The following is a 13,503-nucleotide window of genomic DNA, read 5'->3' as shown; positions in this document are numbered from 1 at the left end:
GTAACCTTGTTTCGTAAGAATCAGGGACCGAGTTACAGAGGCGCCGCCATGAAACCAGCCATCGCCAGCATCACGGACCGCATCCGTGAGCGCAGCCATCCCACCCGCACGGCGTACCTCTCGCGGGTCGACAAGTTGATCGGCCGCCCCCGTGGCAGTGATCGCATGGGCTGTGCCAACGTGGCCCATGCCTTCGCCGCGCTGCCGGCCAACGACAAGTTCCGGGTGGTGGCCGAGCGCGCGCCGAACATCGGCGTGGTCACCGCCTACAACGACATGCTGTCGGCCCACCAGCCGTACGAGGGCTTCCCCGCCATCCTGCGCGACGAGGCCCACCGCCAGGGCGCCACGCTGCAGGTGGCCGGTGGCGTGCCCGCCATGTGCGACGGCGTGACCCAGGGCCTGCCGGGCATGGAGATGAGCCTGTTCTCGCGCGACACCATCGCGATGAGCACCGCCATCGCCCTCAGCCACGACGTGTTCGACGGCGCATTGCTGCTGGGCGTGTGCGACAAGATCGTGCCCGGGCTGCTGATCGGCGCACTGCACTTCGGCCACCTGCCGTGCGTGTTCGTGCCGGCGGGGCCGATGAGCACCGGCCTGTCGAACAACGACAAGTCCAAGGTGCGCGAGAAGTTTGCCCAGGGCCTGGTGGGCCGCGACGAGCTGCTGGCCGCCGAATCGGCCGCGTACCACGGCCCGGGCACCTGCACCTTCTACGGCACCGCCAACAGCAACCAGATGCTGCTGGAATCGATGGGCCTGCATGTGCCGGGCTCGGCCTTCGTGCATCCGCATGCCACGCTGCGCGAGCAACTCACGCGCGAGGCGCTGCGCCGCGTGCTGGCCATCGGCCCGGGCGAGAACTTCCAGCCCATCGGCAAGCTGGTGGACGAGCGCACCATCGTCAACGCGATGGTGGCGCTGCTGGCCACCGGCGGCTCCACCAACCACCTGATCCATTGGGTGGCCGTGGCCCGCGCCGCCGGCATCCTGATCGACTGGACCGACTTCTCCGACCTCTCCGCCAACGTGCCGCTGCTGTCGCGCGTGTATCCCAACGGCTCGGCCGACGTGAACCACTTCCAGGCCGCCGGCGGCCCCAGCTTCGTGCTGCGCGAGCTGCTGGAATCGGGCTGCCTGCACCCCGACGTGGCCACCATCGCCAGCGGCGGCATGGCCGCCTATGGCGAGGTGCCGGCGCTGGAAGGCGGGAAGCTGGTATGGCAGCGCCTGCCGGCCGGCAGCACCGACGAATCCGTGGTGCGCACCGCCGCCGCGCCCTTCAGCGAGACCGGGGGCCTCAAGCTGCTGACCGGCAAGCTGGGCCGTGCCGTCATCAAGGTGTCGGCCGTGCCGGAAGACCGCCATGTGATCGAGGCGCCGGCCCGCGTGTTCGACAGCCAGGACGCGCTGCATGCCGCCTTCAAGGCCGGTGAACTGGAGCGCGACTTCGTGGCCGTGGTGCGCTTCCAGGGCCCGCGTGCCAACGGCATGCCCGAACTGCACAAGCTCACGCCGCCGCTCGGCGTGCTGCAGGGCAAGGGCTTCAAGGTGGCGCTGGTGACCGACGGCCGCATGAGCGGTGCCTCGGGCAAGGTGCCGGCGGCCATCCACGTCAGCCCCGAGGCGCTGGCCGGCGGCCCGCTGGCCCGCGTGGTGGACGGCGACATCATCCGCCTGGACGCCGTGACCGGCGTGCTGGACGTGCTGGTGGACGATGCCACCTGGGCTGCCCGCCCGGTGGCCACCATCCGACCCGAAGCAGCCGAGGACAACGCCCACGGCCTGGGCCGCGAGCTGTTCGCCGGCATGCGCAAGAACGCCATCAGCGCCGAGGAAGGCGCCTGCACCTGGCTGTGACTCCAAGGACCTCCATGAACAACACCCTCGACCTCGTTTCCTATGGCCCGGTGATCCCGGTCATCGTGCTGCAGCGTGTGCAGGATGCGGTGCCGCTGGCGCAGGCGTTGGTCGCCGGCGGCGTGCGCGTGCTGGAAGTGACGATGCGCACCCCGGTGGCGCTGCAGTGCATCGAGGCCATCGCCAAGGCGGTGCCGGAGGCCATCGTCGGCGCCGGCACCATCCGTTCGGCAGCCGATGCCCAGGCGGCCAGGAATGCCGGCTCGGTCTTTGGCGTGAGCCCCGGCTACACCAGCGAAGTGGGCCGTGCCTGCGTGGCCGCGGGCCTGCCGCTGCTGCCCGGCGTGGCCACCGCCAGCGAGGTGATGGCGGCCCAGGCCGACGGCCTGCAGTTCCTGAAGTTCTTCCCGGCGGTGCAGGCCGGCGGCATCCCGATGCTGAAGGCACTGGGCGGCCCGTTCCCGGACGTGGTGTTCTGCCCCACCGGCGGCCTGACGGTGAAGACGGCGCCCGAGTTCCTGGCGCTGCCCAACGTGAAGGTGTGCGGCGGCTCCTGGCTGACGCCGGCCGACGCGGTGGAAGCGGGCGACTGGGCCCGCATCACGCAGCTGGCGCGCGAGGCTTCGGCCCTGCGCGGCTGAAGCGGCCGGGCGGCCTAGATGCCGCCCTGGATCAGCTCGACCTTGTAGCCGTCCGGGTCGGTCACGAAGGCGATGATGGTGCTGCCGCCCTTGACGGGGCCGGCCTCGCGCGTGACCGCGCCGCCGAAGGCCGCGGCCTTCTCGCGCACCGCCTCGCACATCGCGTAGGCGTCTTCCACGCCCAGGGCGATGTGGCCATAGGCGGTGCCCATCTCGTACTTGTCGGTGCCGTAGTTGTAGGTCAGCTCCAGCTCGGCATGCTCGGGGTTGGCGCCGTAGCCCAGGTAGGCCAGGTCGTACTGCTGCTCGGGCCGCTGCACCGTGCGCAGCAGCTTCATGCCCAGGGCCTGGGTGTAGAAGTCGATCGAGCGCTGCATGTCGCCGACGCGCAGCATGGTGTGGAGAAGTCTCATGGCTTGGCCGAAGGCTGGGCCTCGAAGATGAGGCAGGTGGTGGTGGCGTGTGCGTAGAGTGTGCCATCGGGCCCCACCAGCTTGCCCTCCGCGGTGGCAATGCGCCCACCGCGGTGAATGACTTCGCCCACCGCGCGAACCAGCGGCACCTTGTGCGTCACGGCCTTCACGTAGTTGATCTTCAGCTCCAGCGTGGTGTAAGTCTTGCCGGGCTCCATCAGCGTGTGCACCGCGCAGCCCACGGCTGAATCCAGCAGCGTGGCGATCCAGCCGCCATGCACCGTGCCCAGCGGGTTGTAGTGCTCGAACAGCGGCCGACCCTGGAACACCGCGCGGCCTTCGGCCAGCTCCACGATCAGGAAGTTGAGGGTGCGCGAGATCGGCGCGCGGGGGATCTCGCCCGCCACCATCGCCTGCAGGATCTGCAGGCCGGTGCGGCCGGCCACCTGCTCGGGGCTGGCCAGGCCGATCTCATGGCCGTGGACGTTGATCTCCTGCTCACGCGCCTGCCAGGCGGCCAGGGTGTCTGCTGCATTCATCGTGGGGTCTCCCGAAAAAACTTGTACCTGCAACGATTGTAGATACACTGATTGGCATGGGCCAAGACATTTCCGCGCGCCGCCCGCAGGGCTGTACCAACATGAAGGTTCGCCAGCTGGCACGCCTGGTGGGCCGGCACTACGAGGCGCATGCCGTCAGCGGTCTGAAGAACACGCAGTACTCGCTGCTGTCGCATGTGCTGAAGCTCGGGCCGCTGCGCCCGGTGGACCTGGCGCAGGCCATGCGGCTGGACGCCTCCACGCTCACCCGCAACCTGCAACCGCTGGTGCAGCAGGGCTGGGTGGAGGTGCTGCCAGGCGACGACGCCCGCAGCCGGCTGGTGGCCATCACCGAGGCCGGCCGCGCGGTGCGCGAGCAGGGCCAGCGCGCCTGGAAGAAGGCGCAGCTCGAGATCAATGCCCTGCTGGGCGAGCAGCGCGTGCTGGCCTTGCATGCGCTGATCGACGACTGCATCGCGGTGCTGGAAGCCACCGACCTGCCCGAGGAGGCCTGACGTCATGAAGACTTCGTTGCCTGCCAAAGCCGTGCCCGTGGGCCTGGTGCTGCTGGCCGCGGCCGGCACCTTCGCGCTCACCATGGGCGCGCGCCAGTCGATGGGCCTGTTCCTCGGCACGCTCAACAGCAGCACCGGGCTGGGCCTGGCCAGCATCAGCCTGGCGTTTGCCTTCGGGCAGCTGTGGTGGGGCCTCACGCAGCCGGTCGCGGGGCTGGTGGCCGACCGCATCGGCACCGGCCGCGTGCTGGTGCTGGGCGTGCTGCTGGTGGCCATCGGCACCGCGCTCGTGCCGCACATGCACACCACCGCTGGCCTGATCTTCGCCATTGGCGTGCTGGCCGCTGGCGGCGCCGGCATGGCCGGGCCCTCGGTGCTGATGGCCGCCACCACGCGGCTGGTGCCACCTGAGCGCCGCGGCATGGCCACCGGCATCGTCAACGCGGGCGGCTCCTTCGGCCAGTTCGTGTTCGCGCCGATCGCGCAGGGCGTGACGGCGGCGGCCGGCTGGATGGCCTCGCTGTACACGCTGGGCGTCATCACGCTGCTGGCGCTGCCGGCGGCCTGGGTGCTGCGGGGGCACTCGGCGTTGCCGGCGGCCGCCGCTGGTGCAGCCCCCGCGGTGCGGGAAAAGGCAGGCGTCGTGATCCGCCGCGCGCTGGCCGACCCCAGCTACCGCCTGCTGTGCGCGGGCTTCTTCGTCTGCGGCTTCCACGTGGCCTTCATCGCCACCCACCTGCCGGGCGTGGTGGCCTCCTGCGGCCTGCCGCCTTCGGTGGGCGCCTGGTCGCTGGCGGTCATCGGCCTGTTCAACATCGTGGGCAGCCTGGCGATGGGCTGGGCCATCGGCTTCCAGCACGGTCGCTGGCGCATGAAGTCGCTGCTGTCGCTGGTGTACGCCGCGCGGGCGGTGGCCGTGCTGGTGTTCATGCTGCTGCCCAAGACGCCGGCGGTCATGCTGGGCTTCGCGGCCATCATCGGCTTCACCTACCTGTCCACCGTGCCGCCCACCGCGGGGCTGGTGGCGCGCTTCTTCGGGCCGGCCAACATGGCCACGCTGTTCGGCATCGTGATGCTGGCGCACCAGCTGGGCGGCTTCCTGGGGGCGTGGCTGGGGGGCAAGGCTTTCGAGCTGACCGGCAGCTACGACTGGATGTGGTATGCCGACATCGTGCTGGCCGTCGGTGCCGCACTGATCCACCTGCCCATCCGTGAACAGCGCGTGGCGCCGCCTACAATGGCCACAGTCATTGGGGAGTAGCTTCCCTCCGAACTGCCCGGCCTGTCCGGGCAGTGTTGCGAGAGGGGCCTGTGTCAACAAACTTGCCGTGCAGCCACCTGGGCTGCAGCCGGCATGGCACAGGCGATCACCGGCAGTGTGCGGATCTTGCGAGACCTTTGACCGTGGCGACTCCGACAGGCCGGGGATGCGCCGCGGTCATCGTGTCCGTGTCCGGCCGGAGCCACCCTTTTGGAAGCCTTTCTCGTCTCGACCGGCATCGTCGCCCTCGCTGAAATGGGTGACAAGACCCAGCTGCTGTCGCTGGTGCTCGCCGCCCGGTTCCGCCGCCCCTGGCCCATCATCGCGGGCATCTTCGTGGCCACCGTGTTCAACCATGCAGCCGCCGGCGCGCTGGGTGCCTGGATCACCAACCTGGCCGGCCCCGACGTGATGCGCTGGGTGCTGGGCATCTCCTTCCTGGCCATGGCGGCCTGGACGCTGGTGCCGGACAAGCTGGACGAGGAAGACACCCGCGCACCGCGCCTGGGCGTGTTCGGCGCCACCGTGGTGGCCTTCTTCCTGGCCGAGATGGGCGACAAGACGCAGATCGCCACCGTGGCGCTGGCCGCGCGTTATGACGCCATCGTGGCCGTGGTGCTGGGCACCACGCTGGGCATGATGGCCGCCAATGCACCGGTGGTGCTGCTGGGCGACAAGGTGACCAAGAAGGTGCCGATCCGCACCATCCACCTCATCGCCGCGGCCATCTTCGCGGTGCTGGGCGTGGCCGCGCTGGTGGGCGGCTGACGCCCCGGCCCGCTTGTCTAGACAGGCATGGTGTAGTTGAGCGTCATGCGGCCGCCATCCACCACCACGATCTCGCCGGTCACGTAGCTGGACGCCTCGCTCAGCAGCCAGGCGGCCACGTCGGCCACCTCGGCCGGCTCGCCCAGGCGCTTCATCGGCGTGCGGCTCATGATGCGGGCCTTGGCGTCGTCGCTGGTGAGCACGGCCTTCTGCGCCAGTTCGGTGGCGATGGTGCCCGGCGCCACCGCATTGACGCGGATGCCGTGGCCCACCAGGCCCAGCGCCATCGCCCGCGTCAGCTGGTCGATGGCGCCCTTGCTGGCGTTGTAGCTGGCGATGCTGGGAATGGCCAGCCGGCCGTTGACCGAGCTCATGTTGACGATGGCGCCGCCGCCGTGGGCCGCCATCACGCGGGCCACTGCCTGGCCCACCAGGAAGGAGCCCTTGAGGTTGACGGCGATCACCGCGTCCCAGTCGGCCTCGGTGATGTCGAGGAAGTCCGCAGCGCGGAAGATGCCGGCGTTGTTGACCAGCGCATCCACCGGGCCCAGCGCGTCGACGGTGGCGGCCAGCGCCACGTCCACCTGCGCCTTGCTGGACACGTCGCAATGCAGGTAGAGCGCACGGGCGCCCTCGGCCTGCAGCGCGGCAGCCAGGGCCGCGCCGCGGGCATCGTCCACGTCCCACAGCGCCACCGAGGCGCCTTCGCGCAGCAGCCGGCGGGCACAGGCCTCGCCGATGCCTTGCGAGGCGCCGGTGACCACCGCCACGCGGCCGCGCAGGCCGAAGTTGATCTCGCTGGTGTGTGCGCTCATGGGTGTGCCTTCATGCGTGCCTGCCTTCGGCAGGTCTGTCCAGCCAGACGCCCATGCCCTGGGCATTGAGTTCCACATCCAGCGACAGCAGGTCCAGCTCCGCCGCGTCGCCGCGGCGGCCGTTGGCCCGCAGCCGCTGCACATACAGCTGCCGCAGGCCGTGCTTCAGGGCCTCATGGCGGTCGGGCGCGCCGCGCACCGATTCGCCCAGCGCCACCATCGCATCCAGCTGCAGCAGGAACTCCTCGGCCAGCGCCGGCACGTCCGCCACGCGGCCGTAGTGGGTGAGGTACATGCAGCGCGGCTGCTGCGCCAGCAGCCGCTGGATCGACTGCCGCAGCGGCCCGGGCTCGAACTGCACCGGCGTGGAGGTGGGCAGGATCCAGGCCGGCCGGCCCGCCACGTCGAATTCGCGGAAGCTCAGGCCGAAGGTGTCGCCGGTGAACCAGCCGCGGCTGCGTTCGTCCCAGATGCAGTGATGGTGGCGTGCATGGCCGGGCGTGTCGATGAACAGCAGCGGTCGCCCGGCCAGCTGCAGCACCATGCCGTCGCTGCTCTGCAGCACCCGCTCCGGCGGCACGTTGACCAGCTGGCCGTAGGAGCGTTCCATCTCCTGCGCGCCATACACCGCCAACGCGCCGGCCCACAACGCCCGCGGATCGATCAGGTGGCGGGCGCCGCGCGGATGCACCACCAGCTGCGCCGTGGGCAGCGACTGCAGCAGCAGCCCGGCGCCGCCGGCATGGTCCAGGTGCACATGGGTGGCGATCACATGGTCCACCGCGTCGGGGGCCAGGCCCAGTGCATCGAGCGCGCCCAGCAGCCGCGGCACCGCATGGTTGGTGCCGGTGTCGATGAAGCAGGCGCGGCCGCCTTCGACCATCAGGTAGGCGGCGTCGAACCGGGGTCGGTGGAAGCCGGTGTCGATGGCATAGATGCCATCGCCCAGCGGCTCCAGGAAGTCGGGCAGGGCGTCGCTCATGCGGCCGATTCTGGCAGCGGCCGTCCAGGCTGCGCAGCGGGGGCTACCCGCGGCGCGCGCCTGGCATCAGCCCTGGCGGGCCAGCGCGGCCCAGGCCCGTGCGATGTCGGCCGTGCCGTCGTTGCCGCCCACGCCACGCAGGGTCTGCAGGCCCTTGGCCTTGGTGGAAGCCGTTTGCAGCTGGGCCCAGCCCAGGCGCAGCTTGGCGTCGTCGGGGCGCTTCAGGCCGCCCTTGGCAATGCCCTTCTCGATCAGGCTGGCGCCCTTGTCGGCCTGGCCCATGGCGGCATACACCGTGCCCACCTTCACCAGCTCGTTGCCGTCCTTGGCGGCGGCGGCCTCGGTCTCTGCCTTGGCCAGGCCGGCCTTGGTTTCTTCCTGCTGCTTGAGCACCAGGTCGCGCAGACGCTTGTGGCGCTCGGCCTCGGCACCGGTGCCCAGCGTGCCGCTGGCAAAGCCCTTGTCGACGATGGCCTTGGCCTCGTCCGGCAGGCCGGCCTGCAGCGAGAGCTGCGCCATCTCCATGTACTGCTCGGTGGTGGTGATGAGGCCGTTGGCCAGCTTCAGCCGCATCACGTCCAGCGCCAGCCGCGACGAGAAGCCGGGCTTGCGCTGCACGTTGTTGAGGTAGGCGCTCCAGTAGTCCTTCTTGGGGTAGTGGAGGATCAGCTTCTCGAGCGTGGCGGCATGGCCGCCGGCATTGTTGGTGCGCTGGTAGGCGTCGGCCAGGCGCAGCAGGTCGTCCTCGGCCGGCTTGCGGCCGGCCTGCTCGGCGGCGGCCACCGCCGCGCCGGCATCGCGGGCCACGGCGGCATAGTCGCCGCTTTGTGCCTGCACGTAGGCGATGAGCTGGTTGAGCTGCGCGCTGTTGCTGCCGGCCGCTTTGGCCTTCTGCGCCCATTCGCTGGTCTTGGGCCAGTTCTTGGCCTGGGAGTAGGCGAAGGCCAGCGATTCGGCCACCTGCGCCTGCTCGGCACCACCCAGCTTGCCCGAGGCATACACCGACTCGAAGGCGTTGATGGCGGCCTGCGTGTCGCCCGCGCGCTGGGCGGCGGCGCCGCGCATGCGGTCGATGGTGAGCTGCTCGGCGGCGGTCTTGTTGCCCACCGCGTCGGCCTCGCGCACCTTGGCCAGCGCCTCCCGGGCCTTGCCGGCCTTGAGCAGCTCGCCGGCCTGCTGCAGTGGGCGGCCGATCTCGGGGCGCATCTGCTGGGCGGCCGCATGGGCCACCAGGCCGGCCGCCAGCACGGCGGCGGTGATCGCTTTGAAGCTGTGTCGCATCGGGAGTCCTGTGTAAAGCAGAAGGCGGTTCCCGGCGTTGGACATCCGGGCGGCGCCCCGGTTCAGATCAATTCAGAAACTGCTCGTTGCCCACGATGCCGATCTTGGTGACACCCAGGCGCTGCGCGCTGGCCATCACGCCGGCCACATGCTTGTAGGTCACCAGCTTGTTGGGGCGAAGGTGCACCTCGGGCTGGTCGGGCAGGGCAGCCACCTGGGCCAGGCGGTTCTCCAGGTCGGCGCGGCCGTTGACGATCTCGCCGTTCCAGCCGATGGTGCCGTCGAAGTCCACGTCGATGCGCACCACCTCGGGCGGCGTGGTGGGCGGCGGTGCATTGCTGGGCACCGGCATGTTCATCTTGACCGCATGGGTCTGGATGGGGATGGTGATGATGAACATGATCAACAGCACCAGCATCACGTCGATCAGCGGCGTGGTGTTGATGTCGACCATCACCTCGTCGTCGCCGCCGCCGCTACCTACATTCATTGCCATGTGAGTCTCCTAGCCGCCCGCGGCGATGCCGGCCGGCGGCTCGGTGATGAAGCCGACCTTGTGGATGCCCGCGCGCTGGCAGGCCACCACCACGCGGCCGACGGCCTCGTAGCGCACCTCGGCATCGCCGCGGATATGCACTTCGGGCTGCGGTTCCTTCACGGCCGATTCCTTCAGCCGGGCCACCAGGGCCTCGGTGTCGGCCAGGCGCTCCACGCCCCAGTACACGTCGCCGTCGCGGTCCACCGCCAGCACGATGTTCTCGGGCTTGGTCTGCGTGGGGACGTTGCGTTCCTTGGGCAGGTCGAGCTTGATCGACTGCGTGACCACCGGGATGGTGATCAGGAAGATGATCAGCAGCACCAGCATCACGTCGACCAGCGGCGTGGTGTTGATGCTGGAGTTCAGCGCTTCCTCGCCGTCGTCGCCCGATGAGATGTTCATCGCCATCAAAGGCTCCTATTCAAAGACAAGGCCCCCCGCGGCCGGCGCCGGGCCGCTCCCAAGGCGGCCGCGGACCCCCGGGGGGTGGAGCCGCGCCGCAGGCGCGACGGAGGGGGCAGACATTCACCGCTTGCCCGCGATCAGCACGTTGTGCAGGTCGCTGCTGAAGCTGCGCACCTTCTCCATCGCGCTCTTGTTGCGGCGGATCAGCCAGTTGTAGCCCATCACCGCGGGCACGGCCACGGCCAGGCCGATGGCGGTCATGATCAGCGCCTCGCCCACCGGGCCGGCCACCTTGTCGATGGACGCCTGGCCGCTGATGCCGATGGCCGTCAGCGCGTGGTAGATGCCCCAGACCGTGCCGAACAGGCCGACGAACGGTGCGGTGGAACCCACGGTGGCCAGGAAGGCCAGGCCGTCCTGCAGGCGGCTCTGCACGTTGTCCACGGCGCGCTGGATGCTCATCGTCACCCAGGTGTGCAGGTCGATCTGCTCGACCAGCGTGCCCTCGTGGTGCTCGCTGGCGGTCAGGCCCTGCTCGGCGATGTAGCGGAAGGCGCTGCCCTTCTCGAGCGCATCGGCGCCGGCGCGCACGCTGCCCGCCGTCCAGAAGGTCTTGCCGGCGGCATTGGCCGCGTTCAGCAGCTTCTGCTGCTCGAACAGCTTGGTGAAGATGATGTACCAGCTGCCCATGCTCATGATGATCATGATGACCAGCGTGGCCTTGGCCACGATGTCGCCCTGGGCCCACAGCGCGCTCAGGCCGTAGGGGTTCTCGACCACCTCGGTGCCCACCGAAGGTGCCGCGGCGGCGGGCGCTGCGCCGGCGTCGGGCGTGGCGCTGGTGGCCGCGGGCTCGGAGGCGGGCTGCGCGAAGCTGAGGGAAGGCGCGAGCGCGGCAGTGGTGGCGACGGCCAGCACGACCGCACGCAGGAACTTGGTCAGGGACATGATTGTTTTCTCCGACGGGGACAGGAGGCGTGCGGGGCGCAGACCGGCACGCGGGGGGAACAGGAGAAGGCGAGGGCGGCCGGGCCGCCTACTCGACCTTCCAGACGTATTCGACGGTGGCGATGGCACCGCCTACCGGCTTGCCTTCGGGATCGGTGCCGGGGCGGAACGGGCACTTGCCCAGCGCCTCGACGGCCGCGTTGTCCAGCGCGCGGTGTTCGCGCGTGGGCCCGGAGGACTTGTCGATCTCCGCCTTGGCCACCTTGCCGGTGGCGTCGATGGTGAAGCGGATGCGGGTGGTGCCGGTGGCCTCGGCGCGCAGCGCGGCGCGGGGGTACTCCGGCTTCTCGCAACTGGACACGTCGATGCGGGCGGGCGTGCCCACCGGCCGCGGCGCGGCGGGCGGTGCAGGCGGGGCCGGGGGCGCAGCCGGTGCGGGCGCCGGCGCAATGGCCACCGGCGCGGGCGGCGGGGCCACCTGCGTCGTGGTGATCGTGGGCGCGGGCGTGGGCGGCGGCGCCACGCTGATCTCGGGCGGCGGCACGTAGCTGGGCGGCGGGGGCGCCAGCTTGGGCGGGGGCGGCAGGTTCTCGGGCGGCGGCGGAGGCGGCTTCACCTCCTCGATGATCTTGGTCTCGATGGGAGCCTTGATCACTTCCACCACCTTGCGCGCCAGTCCGCTGACCAGCGCCCAACCCAGTAGCAGGTGCATCAGCACCACGATGCCAAAGCCGACCACGTGCTTCGTGGGCCGACGTTGCTGTTCAGCAAAATCCACTCAATATCCTCCAGGGTCCGCCGCGGTCGGCGAACTGCCTAATGTGCTGCTACCTTGTGGGTGGCCTGGACGCGCCGTTCGCGAAGCGGCGGACTATAGACGCAAAACCCCTTGCAACCGGCTGGGGGTTGACCCTCAAGGCCCCGACTGCCAAGCCTAATACCTAGCAAATTAGGGGCCCGATCCATGCCCGGCGATGTCCCGCCGGTGACAAAAACAAGATGCAAAAGATGACACCTGCCGCGCGGGTACTTGTCTAGACATCTACGCGGCCGGCTGCAAGGCGCCGGCCAGCGTGGGCAGCAGTTCCGCCACGGTGGGATGGATGTGCATGGTGCGCTGCAGGCGCAGCGCGGTGCCGCCGGCGGCCATGGCGTCGATCACCGCATGGATGGCCTCGTCCCCGCCCACGCCCAGCACGGCCGCGCCCAGGATGGCATCGGTGTCCGCATCCACCACCAGCTTCATGAAACCTTGCGTTTCGCCTTTTTCCACCGCGCGGCCCACGCGGCTCATCGGGCGGGTGGCCACGCGCACCGCATGGCCGGCCTGGCGTGCCTGCGCCTCGCCCAGGCCCACGCGGCCCAGCGGCGGATCGGTATAGAGCGCATAGCAGTCGATGCGGTCGCTCACCCGGCGGCCCGCACCGGACAGCAGGTTGTCGGCCACGATCTCGTAGTCGTTGTAGGCGGTGTGGGTGAAGGCGCCGCGGCCGTTGCAGTCGCCCAGCGCCCAGATGCCGGGCACGCTGGTGCGCAGCTCGTCGTCCACGCGGATGTAGCCACGCTCGTCGGTGGCCACGCCGGCCGCCTCCAGCCCCAGGTCGTCGGTGTTGGGCCGGCGGCCAGTGGCCAGCAGCACATGGGAGGCCAGCACCTCGTGCGCGCCGCCTGCGTCGTCCAGGCCCACCACGATGCCGCCGGTGCTGGCTGGGTCGCCCTCGGCGGGCCGCAGGCGCAGGCGCTGGGCGCCGGTGCGCAGCACGATGCCTTCGGCGCGCAGGATGTCGGCGATGGCCTGGGACACGTCCTCGTCCTCCCGGCCCAGCAGCCGGGGCGATTTCTCCAGCACCGTCACCTGCGCGCCGAAGCGGCGGAACATCTGCGCGAACTCCAGCGCGATGTAGCTGCCGCCGATCACCACCAGGTGCCGCGGCAGTTCGTCCAGTTCCAGGATGCTGCTGTTGGTCAGGCAGCGCACGCTGTCGATGCCGGGCAGGTCCGGCACCACCGCGCGGCCGCCGACGTTGATGAAGATGCGCGGCGCTTCCAGCGTCTGGCCGTCCACCGCCACCGCGGTGGGCGAGACGAAGCGGGCATGGCCCTGCAGCACGGTGCAGCCGGGCTGATCGCGCAGCGAGTGCTCCACGCCGCGGCTGGCGTCGCGGGCCACCTTGTCCTTGCGGGCCTTCACCGCCTTCATGTCCACCTGCACCGTGCCGTCGATGCGCACGCCGAAGTCCGCTGCGCGGCGGGCCAGGTGCGCCGCATGCGCACTGGCCACCATCGCCTTGGTGGGCATGCAGCCGGTGTTGACACAGGTGCCGCCAAAGCGGTGCCGCTCGATGATGGCCACCTGCTGGCCGGCCGCCGCCAGCCGGGTGGCGAGGGCGGGCCCGGCCTGGCCGGTGCCGATCACGATGGCGTCGAAGCGCTTGGACATCCGGCCTCCTGGTGCGCCGCCGTGGCACTGTTGATCGTGGTCAAGCCGCTGGCGGGCCTGCGGGCCTAGCTGTGAAGCTTCAATAGGTTGTATC

15 protein-coding genes and 1 riboswitch are annotated in these 13,503 nt (G+C 70.2%); of the genes, 5 read left to right on the top strand and 10 right to left on the bottom strand.

Annotated features, from left to right (window positions below; genetic code table 11):
- Positions 1-48 precede the first annotated feature (48 nt).
- Together edd and eda are read left to right on the top strand one after the other, a co-directional pair.
- Positions 49-1,863, top strand: coding sequence for a phosphogluconate dehydratase (edd, locus tag VO99_RS26185; RefSeq protein ID WP_046115913.1), 1,815 nt, complete (start codon positions 49-51; stop codon positions 1,861-1,863).
- A 14-nt stretch (positions 1,864-1,877) separates the two neighbouring features.
- Positions 1,878-2,504 (top strand): bifunctional 4-hydroxy-2-oxoglutarate aldolase/2-dehydro-3-deoxy-phosphogluconate aldolase, encoded by a 627-nt coding sequence (eda, locus tag VO99_RS26180; RefSeq protein ID WP_046115912.1) that lies wholly within the window; start codon positions 1,878-1,880, stop codon positions 2,502-2,504.
- Positions 2,505-2,518: 14 nt separating this feature from the next.
- Here eda and gloA read toward each other — a convergent pair whose 3' ends face one another.
- A complete protein-coding gene (gene gloA / locus VO99_RS26175; RefSeq protein ID WP_046115911.1) occupies positions 2,519-2,917 on the bottom strand; it encodes a lactoylglutathione lyase in 399 nt (132 codons plus the stop codon).
- Complete coding sequence (locus tag VO99_RS26170; protein ID WP_046115910.1) at positions 2,914-3,456, bottom strand: PaaI family thioesterase; 543 nt, start codon at positions 3,454-3,456, stop codon at positions 2,914-2,916. Before VO99_RS26170 ends, gloA begins: the two co-directional genes overlap by 4 nt.
- 101 nt (positions 3,457-3,557) lie before the next feature.
- Here VO99_RS26170 and VO99_RS26165 point away from each other — a divergent pair, with 101 nt between their 5' ends.
- From VO99_RS26165 to VO99_RS26155, 3 genes are all read left to right on the top strand, one after another.
- Positions 3,558-3,971, top strand: a complete 414-nt coding sequence (locus VO99_RS26165; protein WP_232315560.1) for a MarR family winged helix-turn-helix transcriptional regulator — start codon at positions 3,558-3,560, stop codon at positions 3,969-3,971.
- Between the two features lie 4 nt (positions 3,972-3,975).
- Positions 3,976-5,232: an MFS transporter gene (locus VO99_RS26160; protein WP_046115908.1), complete on the top strand. Its 1,257-nt coding sequence runs from the start codon at positions 3,976-3,978 to the stop codon at positions 5,230-5,232.
- Positions 5,212-5,384: riboswitch (yybP-ykoY riboswitch) on the top strand. Its footprint overlaps the gene before it by 21 nt.
- Before the next feature lie 58 nt (positions 5,385-5,442).
- A complete protein-coding gene (locus tag VO99_RS26155) occupies positions 5,443-6,000 on the top strand; it encodes a TMEM165/GDT1 family protein (RefSeq protein ID WP_046115907.1) in 558 nt (185 codons plus the stop codon).
- Between the two features lie 17 nt (positions 6,001-6,017).
- Here the strand turns inward: VO99_RS26155 and VO99_RS26150 are convergent, their stop codons facing one another.
- The 8 genes from VO99_RS26150 to VO99_RS26115 all read right to left on the bottom strand — a co-directional run bounded on the left by VO99_RS26150 (position 6,018) and on the right by VO99_RS26115 (position 13,409).
- On the bottom strand, positions 6,018-6,815 hold the full coding sequence (locus VO99_RS26150) for an SDR family NAD(P)-dependent oxidoreductase (RefSeq protein ID WP_046115906.1): 798 nt from the start codon (positions 6,813-6,815) through the stop codon (positions 6,018-6,020).
- 10 nt (positions 6,816-6,825) lie between these two features.
- Positions 6,826-7,797 (bottom strand): MBL fold metallo-hydrolase, encoded by a 972-nt coding sequence (locus tag VO99_RS26145; RefSeq protein ID WP_046115905.1) that lies wholly within the window; start codon positions 7,795-7,797, stop codon positions 6,826-6,828.
- 66 nt (positions 7,798-7,863) lie between these two features.
- Positions 7,864-9,078 carry a hypothetical protein gene (locus VO99_RS26140; RefSeq protein WP_046115904.1) on the bottom strand — a complete coding sequence of 405 codons (1,215 nt, stop codon included), beginning with the start codon at positions 9,076-9,078 and terminating at the stop codon, positions 7,864-7,866.
- Between the two features lie 67 nt (positions 9,079-9,145).
- Positions 9,146-9,574, bottom strand: a complete 429-nt coding sequence (locus tag VO99_RS26135) for an ExbD/TolR family protein (RefSeq protein WP_046115903.1) — start codon at positions 9,572-9,574, stop codon at positions 9,146-9,148.
- 9 nt (positions 9,575-9,583) lie between these two features.
- Positions 9,584-10,024 (bottom strand): ExbD/TolR family protein, encoded by a 441-nt coding sequence (locus VO99_RS26130; RefSeq protein WP_046115935.1) that lies wholly within the window; start codon positions 10,022-10,024, stop codon positions 9,584-9,586.
- A gap of 117 nt (positions 10,025-10,141) precedes the next feature.
- Positions 10,142-10,969, bottom strand: coding sequence for a MotA/TolQ/ExbB proton channel family protein (locus VO99_RS26125; protein WP_046115902.1), 828 nt, complete (start codon positions 10,967-10,969; stop codon positions 10,142-10,144).
- Between the two features lie 88 nt (positions 10,970-11,057).
- Positions 11,058-11,747, bottom strand: coding sequence for an energy transducer TonB (locus tag VO99_RS31930; protein WP_046115901.1), 690 nt, complete (start codon positions 11,745-11,747; stop codon positions 11,058-11,060).
- A 264-nt stretch (positions 11,748-12,011) separates the two neighbouring features.
- Positions 12,012-13,409, bottom strand: a complete 1,398-nt coding sequence (locus VO99_RS26115) for an FAD-containing oxidoreductase (RefSeq protein ID WP_046115900.1) — start codon at positions 13,407-13,409, stop codon at positions 12,012-12,014.
- Positions 13,410-13,503 lie beyond the last annotated feature (94 nt).

The sequence above is a fragment of the Aquincola tertiaricarbonis genome (assembly GCF_000969605.1).
Classification (GTDB): Bacteria; Pseudomonadota; Gammaproteobacteria; order Burkholderiales; family Burkholderiaceae_C; genus Aquincola; species Aquincola tertiaricarbonis.
The sequence above is the reverse complement of the archived record's forward strand: the minus strand, read 5'-3'. Positions and strand labels throughout refer to the sequence as shown.

Excerpts from the sequence above, each read along its gene's own strand:
- edd (WP_046115913.1), top strand. The coding sequence starts at position 49 with ATGAAACCAGCCATCGCCAGCATCACGGACCGCATCCGTGAGCGCAGC.
- VO99_RS26165 (WP_232315560.1), top strand. The coding sequence starts at position 3,558 with ATGAAGGTTCGCCAGCTGGCACGCCTGGTGGGCCGGCACTACGAGGCG.
- VO99_RS26145 (WP_046115905.1), bottom strand. The coding sequence starts at position 7,797 with ATGAGCGACGCCCTGCCCGACTTCCTGGAGCCGCTGGGCGATGGCATC.
- VO99_RS26135 (WP_046115903.1), bottom strand. The coding sequence starts at position 9,574 with ATGGCAATGAATGTAGGTAGCGGCGGCGGCGACGACGAGGTGATGGTC.
- VO99_RS26160 (WP_046115908.1), top strand. The coding sequence starts at position 3,976 with ATGAAGACTTCGTTGCCTGCCAAAGCCGTGCCCGTGGGCCTGGTGCTG.
- VO99_RS26115 (WP_046115900.1), bottom strand. The coding sequence starts at position 13,409 with ATGTCCAAGCGCTTCGACGCCATCGTGATCGGCACCGGCCAGGCCGGG.
- VO99_RS26130 (WP_046115935.1), bottom strand. The coding sequence starts at position 10,024 with ATGGCGATGAACATCTCATCGGGCGACGACGGCGAGGAAGCGCTGAAC.
- gloA (WP_046115911.1), bottom strand. The coding sequence starts at position 2,917 with ATGAGACTTCTCCACACCATGCTGCGCGTCGGCGACATGCAGCGCTCG.
- VO99_RS26170 (WP_046115910.1), bottom strand. The coding sequence starts at position 3,456 with ATGAATGCAGCAGACACCCTGGCCGCCTGGCAGGCGCGTGAGCAGGAG.
- VO99_RS26140 (WP_046115904.1), bottom strand. The coding sequence starts at position 9,078 with ATGCGACACAGCTTCAAAGCGATCACCGCCGCCGTGCTGGCGGCCGGC.
- eda (WP_046115912.1), top strand. The coding sequence starts at position 1,878 with ATGAACAACACCCTCGACCTCGTTTCCTATGGCCCGGTGATCCCGGTC.
- VO99_RS26150 (WP_046115906.1), bottom strand. The coding sequence starts at position 6,815 with ATGAGCGCACACACCAGCGAGATCAACTTCGGCCTGCGCGGCCGCGTG.
- VO99_RS26125 (WP_046115902.1), bottom strand. The coding sequence starts at position 10,969 with ATGTCCCTGACCAAGTTCCTGCGTGCGGTCGTGCTGGCCGTCGCCACC.